Origin of the sequence: Micromonospora cathayae, assembly GCF_028993575.1 — a bacterium.
GTDB classification, from domain to species: domain Bacteria; phylum Actinomycetota; class Actinomycetes; order Mycobacteriales; family Micromonosporaceae; genus Micromonospora; species Micromonospora cathayae.
In genome coordinates this window covers 4,969,031-4,983,620 of the sequence record NZ_CP118615.1, presented here as the reverse complement: position 1 = coordinate 4,983,620, position 14,590 = coordinate 4,969,031, and the positions used below count along the sequence as shown (strand labels likewise).

The 14,590-nt window shown below is 73.2% G+C and carries 18 protein-coding genes, 1 tRNA gene and 1 pseudogene; 17 read left to right on the top strand and 3 right to left on the bottom strand.

Features of this window, described 5'->3' with window-relative positions:
* Positions 1-12 precede the first annotated feature (12 nt).
* The 6 genes and pseudogenes from nrfD (at position 13) to PVK37_RS22345 (ending at position 4,739) form a co-directional block, all read left to right on the top strand.
* Positions 13-1,035: an NrfD/PsrC family molybdoenzyme membrane anchor subunit gene (gene nrfD / locus PVK37_RS22375; RefSeq protein ID WP_423791103.1), complete on the top strand. Its 1,023-nt coding sequence runs from the start codon at positions 13-15 to the stop codon at positions 1,033-1,035.
* 39 nt (positions 1,036-1,074) lie between these two features.
* Positions 1,075-1,167: transfer RNA gene (locus PVK37_RS22370), tRNA-Sec, on the top strand.
* A 26-nt stretch (positions 1,168-1,193) separates the two neighbouring features.
* Positions 1,194-2,492, top strand: a complete 1,299-nt coding sequence (gene selA / locus PVK37_RS22365; protein WP_275029615.1) for an L-seryl-tRNA(Sec) selenium transferase — start codon at positions 1,194-1,196, stop codon at positions 2,490-2,492.
* A gap of 1 nt (position 2,493) precedes the next feature.
* A pseudogene (gene selB, locus PVK37_RS31750) lies at positions 2,494-4,250 on the top strand (selenocysteine-specific translation elongation factor).
* Positions 4,251-4,291: 41 nt separating this feature from the next.
* Positions 4,292-4,489 (top strand): hypothetical protein, encoded by a 198-nt coding sequence (locus PVK37_RS22350; protein ID WP_275029613.1) that lies wholly within the window; start codon positions 4,292-4,294, stop codon positions 4,487-4,489.
* A gap of 82 nt (positions 4,490-4,571) precedes the next feature.
* Positions 4,572-4,739 (top strand): hypothetical protein, encoded by a 168-nt coding sequence (locus PVK37_RS22345; RefSeq protein WP_275029612.1) that lies wholly within the window; start codon positions 4,572-4,574, stop codon positions 4,737-4,739.
* Between the two features lie 91 nt (positions 4,740-4,830).
* On the opposite strand, the gene PVK37_RS22340 is transcribed toward PVK37_RS22345, so the two are convergent.
* Positions 4,831-5,487: an HhH-GDP family DNA glycosylase gene (locus PVK37_RS22340; RefSeq protein ID WP_275029610.1), complete on the bottom strand. Its 657-nt coding sequence runs from the start codon at positions 5,485-5,487 to the stop codon at positions 4,831-4,833.
* A 122-nt stretch (positions 5,488-5,609) separates the two neighbouring features.
* Between PVK37_RS22340 and PVK37_RS22335 the strand changes: the two genes are divergently transcribed.
* Positions 5,610-5,810, top strand: coding sequence for a hypothetical protein (locus PVK37_RS22335; RefSeq protein WP_275029609.1), 201 nt, complete (start codon positions 5,610-5,612; stop codon positions 5,808-5,810).
* Positions 5,811-5,844: 34 nt separating this feature from the next.
* On the opposite strand, the gene PVK37_RS22330 is transcribed toward PVK37_RS22335, so the two are convergent.
* Positions 5,845-6,309: a hypothetical protein gene (locus PVK37_RS22330; protein ID WP_275029608.1), complete on the bottom strand. Its 465-nt coding sequence runs from the start codon at positions 6,307-6,309 to the stop codon at positions 5,845-5,847.
* Positions 6,306-6,515, bottom strand: a complete 210-nt coding sequence (locus tag PVK37_RS22325) for a phosphatidylethanolamine-binding protein (protein ID WP_275029607.1) — start codon at positions 6,513-6,515, stop codon at positions 6,306-6,308. The genes PVK37_RS22330 and PVK37_RS22325 overlap by 4 nt, the downstream gene beginning before the upstream one ends.
* 286 nt (positions 6,516-6,801) lie before the next feature.
* On the opposite strand from PVK37_RS22325, the gene PVK37_RS22320 reads away from it, so the two are divergent.
* The 10 genes from PVK37_RS22320 (at position 6,802) to ftsR (ending at position 14,485) form a co-directional block, all read left to right on the top strand.
* Complete coding sequence (locus PVK37_RS22320; RefSeq protein ID WP_275029605.1) at positions 6,802-7,548, top strand: SAM-dependent methyltransferase; 747 nt, start codon at positions 6,802-6,804, stop codon at positions 7,546-7,548.
* Positions 7,549-7,619: 71 nt separating this feature from the next.
* The gene (locus PVK37_RS22315) at positions 7,620-8,792 is read left to right on the top strand and encodes a PP2C family protein-serine/threonine phosphatase (RefSeq protein WP_275029603.1); all 1,173 of its coding nucleotides are present in this window, start codon (positions 7,620-7,622) and stop codon (positions 8,790-8,792) included.
* Positions 8,793-8,839: 47 nt separating this feature from the next.
* Entirely contained in the window at positions 8,840-9,313 is a 474-nt protein-coding gene (locus tag PVK37_RS22310; RefSeq protein ID WP_275029601.1) for a MarR family transcriptional regulator, read from the top strand.
* A gap of 313 nt (positions 9,314-9,626) precedes the next feature.
* The gene (gene clsA / locus PVK37_RS22305) at positions 9,627-10,265 is read left to right on the top strand and encodes a cardiolipin synthase ClsA (RefSeq protein ID WP_275029600.1); all 639 of its coding nucleotides are present in this window, start codon (positions 9,627-9,629) and stop codon (positions 10,263-10,265) included.
* Complete coding sequence (locus PVK37_RS22300; RefSeq protein WP_275029599.1) at positions 10,262-11,245, top strand: DUF881 domain-containing protein; 984 nt, start codon at positions 10,262-10,264, stop codon at positions 11,243-11,245. The genes clsA and PVK37_RS22300 overlap by 4 nt, the downstream gene beginning before the upstream one ends.
* Positions 11,242-11,574 carry a small basic family protein gene (locus PVK37_RS22295; RefSeq protein WP_088983906.1) on the top strand — a complete coding sequence of 111 codons (333 nt, stop codon included), beginning with the start codon at positions 11,242-11,244 and terminating at the stop codon, positions 11,572-11,574. The genes PVK37_RS22300 and PVK37_RS22295 overlap by 4 nt, the downstream gene beginning before the upstream one ends.
* An 11-nt stretch (positions 11,575-11,585) precedes the next feature.
* Complete coding sequence (locus PVK37_RS22290; protein ID WP_275029598.1) at positions 11,586-12,605, top strand: DUF881 domain-containing protein; 1,020 nt, start codon at positions 11,586-11,588, stop codon at positions 12,603-12,605.
* Between the two features lie 66 nt (positions 12,606-12,671).
* Positions 12,672-13,052: a glycine cleavage system protein GcvH gene (gene gcvH / locus PVK37_RS22285; protein ID WP_275029597.1), complete on the top strand. Its 381-nt coding sequence runs from the start codon at positions 12,672-12,674 to the stop codon at positions 13,050-13,052.
* A gap of 219 nt (positions 13,053-13,271) precedes the next feature.
* The gene (gene odhI, locus PVK37_RS22280; RefSeq protein WP_275029596.1) at positions 13,272-13,724 is read left to right on the top strand and encodes an oxoglutarate dehydrogenase inhibitor Odhl; all 453 of its coding nucleotides are present in this window, start codon (positions 13,272-13,274) and stop codon (positions 13,722-13,724) included.
* 50 nt (positions 13,725-13,774) lie between these two features.
* Entirely contained in the window at positions 13,775-14,485 is a 711-nt protein-coding gene (gene ftsR / locus PVK37_RS22275; protein ID WP_275035211.1) for a transcriptional regulator FtsR, read from the top strand.
* Positions 14,486-14,590: the final 105 nt, after the last annotated feature.

Sequence of the window (14,590 nt, the reverse complement as noted above, 5' to 3'; positions counted from 1 at the left end):
GCCGGTGCCGGGGTGGGCGGTCGGGGTGACCGTCCGGGCCAGCCGTCCGGTGCGCGCTCGGGGCGGGGTGGGCGGGGTGGTGGTGAGCGGTTGGCGGTGCCGCCGGCGGAGTTCACGTCGTACTACGGGCGTCCGGTGTTGAAGGAGCCGGTGTGGACGTGGGACATCGCGGCGTATCTGTTCACGGGTGGGTTGGCGGCGGGGTCGTCGTTGGTGGCGGCGGGTGGGCAGTTGACGGGTCGGCCGGTGTTGCGGCGGGCGGGGCGGGTGACGTCGTTGGTGGCGGTGGGGGCGAGTGCGTACTTCCTGATCGCTGATCTGGGGCGGCCGGCGCGGTTCCATCACATGCTGCGGGTGGTGAAGGTGACGTCGCCGATGTCGGTGGGGACGTGGGTGTTGAGTGTGTTCGGTCCGGCGGCGGGGGTGGCGGCGGTTTCCGAGGTGGCGTCGTGGTTGCCGGAGCGGGGTGTGTGGGGGGTGGGTCGGCGGGTGTTGCCGCCGGTGGGGCAGGTGGCGGGGTTGGTGGCGGCGGTGTCGGCGCCGGCGTTGGCGACGTACACGGGGGTGTTGTTGGCGGACACGGCGGTGCCGTCGTGGCATGAGGCGTATCCGGAGTTGCCGGTGATCTTCGCGGGGAGCGCGTTGGCCAGTGGCGCGGGGGTGGGGTTGGTGGCGGCGTCGCCGGGTGAGGCGGGGCCGGCGCGGCGGTTGGCGGTGGCGGGGGCGGCGTTGGAGTTGTGGGGGGCGCATCGGGTGGAGACGCGGTTGGGGTTGTTGAGTGAGCCGTACGCGGTGGGTCGGGCTGGTCGGTTGTTGCGGGCTGGTCGGGTGTTGACGGCGGTGGGGGTGGTGGGGGCGCTGCTGGGTCGGCGTAGTCGGGTGGTGTCGGTGGTGTCGGGGGCGGCGTTGCTGGCGGCGTCGGTGTGTACCCGGTTCGGGATCTTCCATGGTGGGGTGGCGTCGGCGCGGGATCCGCGGTACACGGTGGTGCCGCAGCGGGAGCGGTTGGCGCGGCGGGCGGCCGGGGAGGGCTGACCGGGGCGGTCGACCGGGGGTTGTGGTTGACTGCTGCGTGGAGGCGTTCAGGTGGCTGGTGCCCCTCCCGGTCTTCAAAACCGGTGTGGCCCGGGATCCGGGCCAGGCGGGTTCGATTCCCGTCCGTCTCCGTCAGCCTGTCTTGTGGAGATGACGTGATGTCCGACGGGGTGGTGGATCCTCGGCGGCGGGTGCCGCGTACCGACGTGTTGTTGGCGGATCCGCTGGTGGTGGCGGCGGTGGCCGAGTTCGGGCGGGATCGGGTGAAGGCCGCGGTCGTCGGTGCGCAGGAGCGGGTGCGGCGCGGTGAGATCGATCCTGGGCAGGTGCGGGAGGCGGTGTTGGCGGGGTTGTCGACGCCGGTGCCGCGGGTGGTGGTGAACGCGACCGGGGTGGTGTTGCACACGAACCTGGGTCGGGCGGCGTTGTCGGAGGCTGCGGTGGCGGCGTTGGTGGCGGCGGCCGGTCATACGGACGTGGAGTTGGATCTGGTTTCGGGGCGGCGGGCGCGGCGGGGTCGGGACGCGTTGGCGGCGTTGGCGGCGGCGGTGCCGGACGCGCAGGCGGTGCATGTGGTGAACAACGGTGCGGCGGCGTTGGTGTTGGCGGCGGCGGTGTTGGCGGCGGGTCGGGAGATCGTGGTCAGCCGGGGTGAGCTGGTCGAGATCGGGGACGGGTTCCGGTTGCCGGAGTTGCTGGAGAGTGCCGGGGCGCGGTTGCGGGAGGTGGGGACCACGAACCGGACGTCGGTGGCGGATTATGCGGCGGCGGTGGGGGAGCGGACGGGTTTCGTGTTGAAGGTGCATCCGTCGAATTTCGTGGTGTCGGGGTTCACGTCGGCGGTGTCGGTGCGGGAGTTGGTGTCGTTGGGGGTGCCGGTGGTGGTGGACATCGGGTCGGGGTTGTTGGCGGCGGATCCGTTGTTGCCGCAGGAGCCGGATGCGGCGGGGGCGTTGCGGGCGGGGGCGGCGTTGGTGACGGCCAGTGGTGACAAGTTGTTGGGTGGGCCGCAGGCGGGGCTGGTGTTGGGGTCGGTGGAGGTGGTGGAGCGGTTGCGGCGGCATCCGTTGGCGCGGGCGTTGCGGGTGGACAAGTTGACGTTGGCGGCGTTGGCGGCGACGGTACGGGGTCCGGTGTCGCCGACGTGGGTGGCGTTGCGGGCGGATCCGGTGGTGTTGCGGGGGCGGGCGGAGCGGTTGCGGGACGCCCTGGTGGCGGCGGGTTGCGCGGCGGACGTGGTGGCGTGTGTGTCGGTGGTGGGTGGTGGGGGCGCGCCGGGGGTGGAGTTGCCGTCGTGGGCGGTGGCGTTGCCGGCGGGGTTCGCGGAGCCGCTGCGGACGGGTGAGCCGTCGGTGGTGGGTCGGGTGGTGCGGGGTCGGTTGTTGTTGGATCTGCGGTGTGTGCCGGCGTCGTGGGACGACCGGTTGCGGGAGGCGGTTCTGCGGGTGGGGGTGTGACGTGTGGGTGATCGCCACGGCGGGGCATGTGGATCACGGTAAGTCGACGTTGGTGCGGGCGTTGACGGGGATGGAGCCGGACCGGTGGGCGGAGGAGCGTCGCCGGGGCATGACGATCGATCTGGGGTTCGCGTGGACGGGGTTGCCGTCGGGGGAGACGGTGGCGTTCGTGGATGTGCCGGGGCATGAGCGGTTCGTGTCGAACATGTTGGCGGGGGTGGGTGCGGTGCCGGCGGCGTTGGTGGTGGTGGCGGCGGACGAGGGGTGGATGCCGCAGTCGGCGGAGCATTTGGCGGCGTTGGACGCGCTGGGGGTGACGCACGGGGTGTTGGCGGTGACGCGGGCGGATCTGGCGGATCCGGGGCCGGCGTTGGCGCGGGCGCGGGCGGAGATCGCGGCGTCGTCGTTGGGGTCGGTGGAGGCGGTGGCGGTCAGTGGGGTGACGGGTGTGGGGTTGTCGGGGTTGCGGGGGGCGTTGGATCGGTTGGTGGGGCGGTTGCCGGCGGCGGTGGTGGACGCGCCGGTGCGGTTGTGGGTGGATCGGTCGTTCACGGTGCGGGGTGCCGGCACGGTGGTGACGGGGACGTTGGGTGCGGGTCGGTTGCGGGTGGGGGACCGGCTGGAGGTGGCGGGGGTGGCGGAGCCGGTGCGGGTGCGGGGTCTGCACGCGTTGGGGGTGGCGCGGGAGCGGGTGGATGCGGTGGCGCGGGTGGCGGTGAATCTGCGGGGGGTGCCGCGGGAGCGGGTGGGGCGGGGGTGGCGTTGCTGAGTCCGGGGCGGTTCGGGTCGACCGATGTGGTGGATGTGCGGGTGGTGGGTGCGCCGGTGGCGGAGTTGCCGGCGTCGTTGATGGTGCATGTGGGGTCGGCGGCGGTGGCGGTGCGGGTGCGGCCGTTGGGGGTGGACACGGCGCGGTTGCGGTTGGCGCGGGCGTTGCCGTTGGTGGTGGGTGACCGGGCGGTGTTGCGGGATCCGGGTCGGCGGCAGGTGGTGGGTGGGGTGACGGTGTTGGATGTGGTGCCGCCGGGGTTGGTGCGGCGGGGTGCGGCGGCGGGTCGGGCGGCGGTGTTGGCGGGGCTGGACGGGCGGGTGGATGCGGTGGGGGAGGTGCGGCGTCGGCGGTTGGTGCGGGCGGGGGATCTGGCGCGGATGGGGGTGCCGGTGACGGTGGCTGCGGTGGTGGGGGACTGGTTGGCGGATCCGGCCTGGTGGGCGGGGTTGGGGGAGCGGCTGGCGGGTGAGGTGTCGCGGTATGCGGGGGAGCATCCGTTGGAGGTGGGGGTGCCGGTGGAGGTGCTACGGCGGCGGTTGGGGTTGCCGGATCGGGTGTTGGTGGAGGCGTTGGTGGGTCCGCCGTTGTGGTTGCGGGGTGGTCGGGTGGGTGCGGGTGCGGTGTCGGTGTTGCCGGAGCCGGTGGCGGCGGCGGTGGGCCGGTTGCGGGAGCAGTTGCGGGGGTCGCCGTTCCGGGCACCGGAGGCGGACCGGTTGGTGGGGTTGGGGTTGGGGCCCCGGGAGGTCGGTGCGGCGGTGCGGGCGGGGGAGTTGGTGCGGTTGGCGGAGAACGTGGTGGTGTTGCCGGGGGCGGTGGAGGAGGCGGCGCGGGTGTTGGCGGGTCTGCCGCAGCCGTTCTCGGTGAGTGCGGCGCGGCAGGCGTTGGACAGTAGCCGGCGGGTGGTGGTGCCGTTGCTGGAGCTGTTGGATCGGCGTGGGGTGACGCGGCGGCTGCCGGACGGGGAGCGGACGGTGGTGGCGGGCTGATCGCCGGGTCGGGGTGGGGGTGGTTGGCCTACGGTGGGGGTGTGGACCCTGCGGCGGTGTGGCGGGATCGGTTGCACCGGTGGCGGATCGAGGCGTACCGGGCGCCGGATCTGCGGTTCGCGGTGTTCGCGACGAACGGGCCGACGGAGTCGGCGCCGGTGTGGTTGTTCGGGATGTCGGCGTTGGCGCGGTGGTTGATGACGCATGCGATCGAGTTGGACGACCTGGTGCCGGACTGATCTCGTACGGGTGACGGTGGGTCCGGTCGGTCGGTGTGGGGTTTGTGGGGGTTCTAGGGTCGGTGGGGTGAAGGATCGTGGTGTGCGCACGTTCGTCACCGTGTTGACGGGTCTGGCGGTGCTGTATTTCGGTAGTGCCGGTCGGGATCCGGCGGAGGGTCGGGTGTCCAACGGGGTGATCGTGTTGGCGTTGGTGGCGGCGCTGCTGGTGTGGCAGTTGACCAAGCCGGGTGATTCGGCCGCGAAGTGACGGCCGGTGGCCGGTGTGCGGGTTCGTGCGGACCGGCCGCGGCCCGTGGGCGGTGACCGGCCCGGCTGGTGGCGGGGCGGGTCGGCGTGGTTCAGGGTCGGGTTGCGGCGGCGCGGGTGATGTCGGCGGCGGATTCCTCCCCCAACGCGACCCGGACCAGGGCCGAGGTGAGCCGGCCGAGGTCGGTGGGGCCGACCAGGGCCGCCAGGTCGGCTGCGGTGGTGGGTAGGCCGAGACGGCGGGCGCCGGCGAGGGCGCGCCGGTCGGCGAAGGGCCGCACGTCGGCCCAGACGGTCTGGACTTCACGGAGGAAGATGTCCGCGCCGGTGGGTCCGATGCCGGGGAACGCGGTGAGGAGTCGACGCAGCGTGGCCGGGTCGCCGTCGGCGTCGGCGTGCAGGCGGCGCAGGTCGCCGTGCCAGCGGTCCAGGCACAGCCGGGCGCCGGTGCCGAGCATGGTGGCGGTGCGTTCGTCGTAGCGGCGGTAGTGGCCGCGGCCGAGGGCGTCGACCCGGTCCTGCCAGCTGGCGGCTTCCATGCGGTGCGGGGTGGTGTAGCCGGCGGTGAGGAGTTCGTGGGTGGCGGCCACCGCGACGCGGGCCCGGATCCGGGTGCTGAGCAGGGTGGCGAGCACCAGCAGCTGGTAGAGGGGTGCGGGCCGGTCGGCCAGTCGGATACCGGCCTGGTCGGCGTAGGTGTGCCGTTGGCGGTGCAGCAGGGTGCGGGCGATGTGGTGTGGGTCGGTCACGGGTGGGCTTTACCCGCCGGTGGGCTGGTCAGCCCTGGGTTCGCATGGGTGTGTCGGGCGGGGGTATGCCGGGCTGGTGGCGGCGCGTGTCGGCGTGTCGCGTCGGAGGGAGGGAGTGGACGGTGACGAATCCTCAGCAGCCGGAGTTGCGGCGGAATGCCCGCAACGAGGCGGTCCAGGATGCCAAGGGGCCCGGTGCGGTGGGGCATCCCCGTGGTGGTGCCTCCCGTGGTGACGAGGGTCGGCCGGTGCCGCGCGGGCAGCGGTCCCCGTACGGGCCGGCCGGTGGGCCGGTCGCCGACGACGACAGTGACGAGGGCTGACCCGGTCAGCAGTCATGAGGGCTGACCGGCCCGGTCAGCGGGTGGGTGGCCGCAGCCGGTTCCACACGGCGGCGGCCACCAGCCCGTACGCCAGGTGTGGTGCCAGGTCGGACAGCCAGTCGGTGCGGGTCCAGCGGCGCGGGTCGGTGACGCCGAGGGCGGTCATCCCGCCGGCGGACAGCGCCATGACGCCGCCGCCGAGCAGGGTGACGGTGGTCGGCCAGCCGGGTCGGCGGTGCCGGGTGAGGGCGGCGAATCCGGCGGCGACGGTGACGCCGAGGCCGTAGCCGAGCAGCGGGCCGAGGCCGGCGCGCCGGTTGGTGGCCTGCTCGGGTGGTCCCAGGTCGGTGTGGGTGAGGTCGGCCAGTCGGGCGGCGGTGGCGTCGGGGGTGCCGCTGGCGGGGCGGGCGCGGGCCACCATGTCCAGGTAGCTGACCATGTTGAGGGCGGCGCTGCCGGCGGCGCCGGCGATCATGCCGTCGACGAGGGGCCGGGTCATCGGGGGTCTCCGGGTTCGCGTTCGCCCTTGGGGCCGTAGGTGCGTTCGCCGCGGACGATGCCGCGTTGGCCGCGGTCGTCGCGCAGGATCCGGTTGGCGACGTCGTTGGCTTCGTCGTCGGCGGCCCGTCCGGAGTTCTCGACCTGTTTGCGGAGTCGGGCGCGCTGGGTGTCGTAGGCGTTGCTGCCGGGGCGTGGTCCGGGCATGGTGGTGCCTCCCGTGGTCGGTGGTCGTGTCGTGCCGGTCGGTTACCCGTCGGGCCGGCGGGCATGCCCGCCGGCGGGGCGGCCTCCCCGGGCCGCGGCGGTGGCGGTCCGCGCGGCGTGTCCGGGCGGTGGCCTGTCCGCGTACGGCCGGGCCGGCGTGTCCGGGTGCGTCCGGTATCGGCCGTGCCGGGTGCGGTGCTGCCGTCGGCTCCGGTTGTCCGCCCGGGAACGGCCGGTCGCCGGGTCGGTACGCTGTCGGCGACCACAGTGGAGGGGGACGTCGCCGATGACTGAGCCGACCGGGCCGAGTACCGCGCGGATGATCGATTTCTGGTTGGGGGGCAGTGACCACTTCCCGGTCGACGTGGCCGCGGCGCGGGCTTTCGAGCAGGCGTACGGGCCGTGCGCGCCGGTGTTCCGGTCGTTGCGGGCGTTCCTCGGTCGGGCGGTGCGGCACATCGCCGACGCCGGGGTGGACGGGTTCCTGGTGTTCGGGGCGGGGGTGCCGACCCGGGGCAACGTGCACGAGGTGGTGCCGGACGCGTCGGTGCTGTACACGGACGTGGATCCGGTGGCGGTGCGGATCGGGCAGGAGATGCTCGCCGGGCGGGAACGGGTCGGTTACGGCTTCGGGGACGCCACCGATCCGGGCAGCGTCGACGCGGGGTTGCGCAAGCGGTTCCTGCCGGGCTGGGACGACCGGCCGGTGGGGGTGGTGTTCCTGGGGTTGGCGGCGTTCCTCGACGACGACACCCTGGCCAGGACGCTCGACGAGCTGTACGAGGCGGTCGCGCCGGGCAGCCGGTTGGCGATCGACTTCGACACCGAGGAGCTGGCCGGGTATCCGCAGGCGTTGGCGATGATGGGGCCGGCGTTCCGGATGCGGCCCCCGGAGTCGTTCGCCGGGCTGTTGGGCCGCTGGCAGCCGACCGGTGACGGGATCGTGCCGGTGGCCCGGTGGCGTCCGGACGGCACGCCGGAGCAGGTGCCGGACGCGTTCTACGGGGCGGTGGCGGTGAAGCCGGCGGGGTGAGGTGGGGCGCGGGGCCCGGGACGCCCTCCGTATGCTTGCTTGCCATACAGCAAGAGTCTCGGAGGACCGTCATGCCGCAGGCGCCCGCATCGGTGTCGCGCGCGTTCCGTCAGGCCCCGCCCGACCGGCTCGTGGAGGTCGCCGACCGGGCGATCCGCGCGGCGACGGGTGCGGCGCGTACGGACGTGTTCATCGCCGATTACCGGATCGCCGGGTTGTGGCCGGTGCTCGACGAGCAGCATGCGGATCCGGTGTCGCCGGTGGCGCAGCGGTGTTTCCGCAGCCAGGAGTCGGTGGTCGACGGTGTCGAGGGGGGCCGCTGCCGGGTCTGGTCGCCGTTGACGGTGTGGGGTGAGCGGCTCGGGGTGCTGCTGGTGGAGCTGGCCGGGACGCCGGGCGCGGAGCTGGTCGACTGGATCGGTGAGGTCGCCGGGGACCTGGCGGTGGCGTTGCGGGCCGCTGACCGGGAGACCGACCGGTACCGGCGGGTGCGGCGGCGGGAGCGGCTCACGCTGGCCGCCGAGTTGCAGTGGGATCTGCTGCCGGGGCGCAGTCTCGACCATCCGGCGTTCCGGTTGGCCGGGCAGCTCGAGCCGGCGTACTCGGTCGGCGGGGACCATTTCGACTGGTCGTTGGATGCCGATCGGTTGACGGTGACGGTGCTCAACGGGGCGGGCAGTGGGCTGGCGGCGGCGGTGCTGACGTCGGTGGCGGTCAACGCGATGCGCAACGCCCGCCGCTCCGACGGTGGCCTGGTCGAGCAGGCCGAGTTGGCCTCGGACACGATCTTCTACCAGCATCGGGGGGTCCGGCACGTGGCGACGCTGCTGGTGGAGGTGGACGTGCGGGAGGGGCGGGTGCGGGCGGTGGACGCCGGTTCCCCGCACCTGCTGCGGGCGCGTGCCGGCACGGTCGACCGGATCCCGCTGGAGCAGCAGTTGCCGTTGGGCATGTTCCCGGAGACCCGGTACGACGTGCAGGAGTTCGACCTGGAGCCGGGTGATCGGCTGTTCGTGGTCAGTGACGGCGTGTACGCGGCGGATCCGACCGGGGCGGAGCCGTACGGGCGGCGGGCGATGGCGCGGTCGATCCGGTCGACACGGCTGCAACCGGCCGCCGAGGCGGTTGGTACGGTGATGCGCGAACTGCACGCCTACCACGCGGACGCCGATCTGCGCGATGATGCGGTGGTCGTGTGCCTCGACTGGCGGGGGAGTGTCCGCCGGGACGGGTGGGAGCAGTGACCGTAGGCGCGGGGTGCCGCGAGCGGGACAATCGCAGGGGACGTCGGGTGGAGCTACCTCCGAATCTGGCCGCGGCGATCGAGGCCGCCGCCGGGGCTCTCGTCGGTGTGCTGGACTCGGCCGGCTCCCGGCACAGTGTGTCGGTGCCGCCGACGCAGCTGCGGGTGCTGTCGATCCTCAGTGCCCGGCCGGGCACGAACGTGAACCGGTTGGCGGACCTGTTGGATGTGGTGCCGTCGTCGGCGAGCCGGTTGTGTGACCGGTTGGAGGCGACCGGGCTGTTGCGGCGGGTGGCGGATCCGCGGGACCGCCGTGAGGTGCATCTGGTGGTGACGCCGGCGGCGGAGACCCTGCTGCGGGAGATCACCGAGCGGCGGCAGCGGGCGGTGCAGGCGGTCCTGGACCAGATGTCGCACCGGTCGCAGCACGAGCTGCTGCTGGCGTTGTTGGCGTTCGGTCAGGCGGCGTCGCTGGTCGACGCGGCGTCCGGTCCTCCGGAGCGGTCCGCCCGTACCGCCTGACCCGGGGTTCTCCGGCTTCCCACCACCCACCCGACACATCCTAGGACGCTCTAGGGGTGGTGGTGGCCCACCCACCGGTGCCGGCACGCCAACAGCAGCAACGACGGGGAGCACGGGCCGGACACGGGGGCCGGATATAGTGGCACCGCACCCCGACCGCGCATGATCACGTCGACCGTGGGCGGGGGGTGCGGTGACCGCCCCGACACGGGGCAGAGGGTGCCGGCAGCCGCCGGCCCGGCAGCGCACACGTCCCCCTCGCAGCGCCGGCGACATCGGCCGGGCGTCGGACCGTGTCGCGGAGGGAGGTTCGGTGTCGCGTCGGCAGGCTCGGGCAGGGCACGCCCAGCCATCCGGTGACACCGTCGGCCGGCCGACGGACGCGGGGACGTGGACCCTGCCGAACCTGATCAGCTTCGTCCGGCTGCTCGGGGTGCCGCTGTTCCTGTACCTGTTCCTGGTGGTCGAGGCCGACGTCGCGGCGATCGTGGTGCTGGCCATCGGCGGCACCACCGACTGGGTGGACGGCTGGGTGGCCCGTCGGCTGCGCCAGGTGAGCCGGCTGGGGGAGCTGCTCGACCCGTTCGCCGACCGGCTGTACATCCTGGCCACCCTGCTCGCGTTCACCGCCCGCGAGGTGGTGCCGTGGCAGTTCACCGCGGCGCTGCTCGCCCGGGAACTGCTGCTGCTGGCCGCCCTGGTGGTGCTGCGCCGGCACGGCTACGGTCCACCGCCGGTGCACTACGTCGGCAAGACCGCCACGTTCCTGCTGCTGGCCGCCTTCCCGATCCTGCTGCTGGCCACCACCACACCCGGCGTGGCCACGGCCGCCGGGGCGGTCGGGTGGGGTCTGGCCTGGTGGGGGCTGGTGCTGTACTGGGTGGCCGGTTTCTTCTACGTGGTGCAGGCCGCCCACCTCGTGCGGGCCCGCCGGGCGGGGGCCACGGCATGACCGGTTCGTCCCGCGACACCGGCCCGGCCGGCCGGTCGGCGGGAAAGGCCGGCGGCGAGCGCGTCTACGCGCCGGACTTCCTGACCGAGCTGTTCCGTAACCCCCTCGACCCGGGGTACGCCGACGCGGCGGCCCGCCGTCGGGCCGACCCGCCGTCACCGGCGCGGCGCCGTACCGGCCGGGTGGTCAGCAGTGTGGTGCTGGTGGTGCTGGGGTTCCTGTTCGCGGTGGCGTACCGGCAGACCGTGGAGGAGGAGCCGAGCCGCAGCCAGGCCCGCTCCGGGCTGGTCGACCAGATCCGGGACCGGCAGGCCGAGACCGACCGGTTGACCGCGCGGGCCGAGCAGCTGCGGGAGGAGGTCTCCCGGCAGCGGGACGCGGCGTTGTCGAGCAGTGCCGCCGCGCGGCTGCGGGACCTGGAGGCGACGACCGGGCTGGGTCGGGTCCGTGGGGACGGGGTGGTGGTGCAGCTCGCCGACGCGCCCGGCAACCCGGACGCGGTGACCGGCGCCGGTGGGCCCGGTCCGGGCCGGGTGCTCTACCGTGACCTGCAGCTGGTGGCGAACGCGTTGTGGGCGGCCGGCGCGGAGGCGGTCGCGGTCAACGACCAGCGGTTGACGTCGACGTCGACGATCCGGTCGGCGGGTGAGGCGATCCTGGTGGACTTCCGGCCGGTGACCGGCCCGTACCGGGTGTCGGCGATCGGGCCGGACGGTATGCGGCGCGGGTTCGAGGCGAGCGCGGCGGCGGCGCTGCTGCGCCGGGTCGCCGACGAGACCGGCCTGTCGTTCGGGGTGCGGGAGGCGGAGAACCTCACGTTGCCCGAGGCGGCGACCGACGCGCAGCTGCGGTACGCGAGTCCGCCACCGTCCCCGTCTCCCGGGCCGTCGTCGCCGTCGGCGTCGGTGACCGGTTCCCCCGTTCCCGGCCCGTCCGGGTCGGGAACGTCGTCTCCCAGCCCTTCCGGAGGTAACCGATGATCGCGGTGCTGGCGTTGATCGCCGGTGTGGTACTCGGGGTGTACCTGGACCCCACCGTGCCCGCCGGCCTGCAGCCGTATCTGCCGATCGCCGTGGTGGCCGCGCTCGACGCCGTGTTCGGTGGGGTGCGCGCGAAGCTGGACCGGATCTTCGACGACAAGCAGTTCGTGGTGTCGTTCATCTCGAACGTGCTGGTCGCGGGCCTGATCGTGTATCTGGGTGACCAGTTGGGGGTCGGTGGTCAGCTCTCCACGGGTGTGGTGGTCGTGCTGGGGGTGCGGATCTTCGGGAACGTGGCGGCGATCCGCCGGCACCTGTTCCGGGCGTAGGTTGGTGGGCGATGAGTGACAACGACAGCGGTACCGGCTGGCCGGAGCCGACCGGTCCGGCGCGGCCCACCGGTCCGGCGGCCGAGCCGGATCCGCGTCCGGACGCCCCGGACCCGGACGAGACGGCCCCGCTGCGGGTGCCCCCGGCACCGGCCGACGGTGACGACGGGCGCGACGCCGACGACGGGCGCGACGGTGACGACGGGCGCGACGCCGACGGGCCGCCGGCCACCGGCACCCACGACGACGAGACGACGGTGGTGCTGACCGCCGCGTCCACCGGGACGGACGGTTCCACCGGGACGGACCCGGCCGCCGCGGACCGGCCGGCGGCGCGGCGGATGAGCACGGCGTCGGTGATGATCGCGGTGTTGCTGGCGCTGCTGGGGTTCACCCTGGTGGTGCAGTTGAAGACCACCTCCACCGATCCGACGTTGGCGGCGACCCGGCAGGAGGACCTGGTCCGGATCCTGTCGGACCTGGACGCCCGGGAGGCCCGGCTGCGGCAGGACATCGCCCAGTTGGAGGAGAGTCAGCGGCAGTTGGCCTCGGGCGCGCAGGGCCGTGAGGCGGCGTTGCAGGAGGCGGCCCGGCGGGCCGACGAGTTGGGCATCCTGGCGGGGACGCTGCCGGCGACCGGGCCGGGGTTGACGATCCGGTTCGGTGGCGGGAGCAAGCCGGTCTCGGCGAGCCGGGTGCTGGACGCGGTGCAGGAGCTGCGGGGCGCGGGCGCGGAGGCGATGCAGATCGCCGGTCCGATCGGGTCGCCGGCGCGGATCGTGGCGTCGACGTACTTCCTGGACGCCGAGGGTGGTGGTCTGGTGGTGGACGGGCGGCGGATGACGGGCCCGTACACGATCACGGTGATCGGTGATCCGGCGACGATGCGAACCGCGTTGAACATTCCCGGCGGGGTGGCCGCATCGATCAAGGGTGACGGCGGTAACGTGAGCTTCGAGGATCGTGAGGAGGCCGAGGTTTCGGCTCTGCACGCGCCGATCAGGTTGGAACACGCCCGTCCGGTCTCGTGACCGGTGGGTTGCGCCGGGTCACCCCGGTGCGCCGATTGGTCAGTACGAGCACGAAGGACGCGTCTGGTGATTCCCGAGGACCTGCGTTACACCGCCGAGCACGAGTGGGTGGTGGCCGACGACAGCGGTACCGTCCGGGTCGGCATCACCCATTACGCGCAGGACGCGTTGGGTGACATCGTCTACGTCCAGCTGCCGGACGAGGGCGTGGCGGTGGCGGCGGGTGAACCGCTGGGTGAGATCGAGTCGACCAAGAGCGTGTCGGAGATCTACGCCCCGGTGAGCGGGACGGTGGCGGCGCGCAACGAGGCGCTCGGCGACACCCCCGAGTTGATCAACACTGATCCGTACGGGGCGGGTTGGTTGTTGGAGATCCGGCCGGACGATCCGGCGGCGGTGGAGGGTTTGTTGACCGCGTCCGCGTACCGGGACGTCACCGCAAGCTGAGTGTGCTTCTTCTCGGACCGGGAGTTGTCTCCGCGCGTCCGGTTGCCCTGCATTTCGGCGCTGGCTAGGCTCGCCCAGTCGACCGAGACAACCAGAATAGTTGAGCGTCGTGGGTAATTGCCTCCGGGCACGGGGAGCCAGCCGCCGGGTGTTCCACTACCCGGCGGCCACAACCGGTCATTACCCGACGCCGACCGAACAGATCCGTGAGGTGGTCCCATGACGCGCCCAGACGACGAGTTCCCCCCGCTCGACGTCACTTCGACGCTCAATCTCGGCTCGCTCGACGAAGTTCTCGAGGGGCCGGATGCCGATGTGGTGCCGAGCCGGATGTCGGGTTCGTTGCCGCCGGGTATGGCGTTGCTGGTGGTCCGTCGCGGTCCGAACGCCGGGGCCCGTTTCCTGTTGGACCATGACGTGACGACCAGTGGTCGGCACCCCGACAGTGACATCTTCCTCGACGACGTGACGGTGTCGCGGCGGCACGCGGAGTTCCACCGGGACGGTGGCACGTTCACGGTGCGGGACGTGGGTAGCCTGAACGGCACGTACGTCAACCGGGAGCGGGTGGAGGCGGCGACGCTGAGCAACGGTGACGAGGTGCAGATCGGCAAGTTCCGGGTCGTGTTCATCGCCGGTCCGCGCCCGGAGGAGGAGGCCGGCCGGGGGTGAACGAGCCTGCGGCCTCCCTGCCGCCCGGTGCGGCCCGGTCCCAACCGCTGATGAGCATCGGCGAGGTGCTGGCCCAGTTGCGGGTGGAGTTTCCGGACACCACGATTTCGAAGCTGCGGTTCCTCGAGGCCGAAGGCCTGGTGGAACCGCAGCGCACACCGGCGGGGTACCGGAAGTACAGCTGGGACGATGTGGCCCGGCTGCGGTTCGTGTTGACCGCGCAGCGGGACCAGTACCTGCCGTTGCGGGTGATCCGTGAGCAGTTGGCCGAGTGGGACGCGTCGTCGTCCGACGGGGCGGGTCGGCCCCGGCCGACGCTGGTCGCGGTGGGTCCGGGTGGTGAGGTGCCGGGCCGGGGTCCGGCGGATCCGGATCCGGTCGAGTCGGCGACGGTGCGGTTGAGCCGGACGGATCTGGTGGCCCGCAGCGGCGTCGACGAGTCGACCCTGGGCGAGTTGGAGCGGCTCGGGGTGGTGGTGTCGAGTCCGCCGGGCTGGTACGACGGTGACGCCCTGATCATCGCGCGGGCGGTGGCGGGGTTGGCGGCGTACGGGCTGGAGCCTCGGCATCTGCGGGCGTTCCGGACGGCGGCGGACCGGGAGGCGGGTCTGTTCGCGCAGTTGTTGGCGCCGTTGGCGCGGCAGAGTGATCCGGCGGCGCGGGCCCGGGCGGCGGAGACGGCCCGCGAGTTGGTGGCGTTGTCGCAGCAGTTGCACGCGGCGTTGGTCCGGGTGGGGTTGCGGTCGACGTTGGGTCGGTGAGGGGCCCCGGCGGTGGAGATCTGCTCCGGGGAGCGTGCCGTAGGCTTCCTGGGGTATGCCCTTCCCGTGGCGGGCGTGTGGTGCGGGCGGGACGCCCGTTCCGGG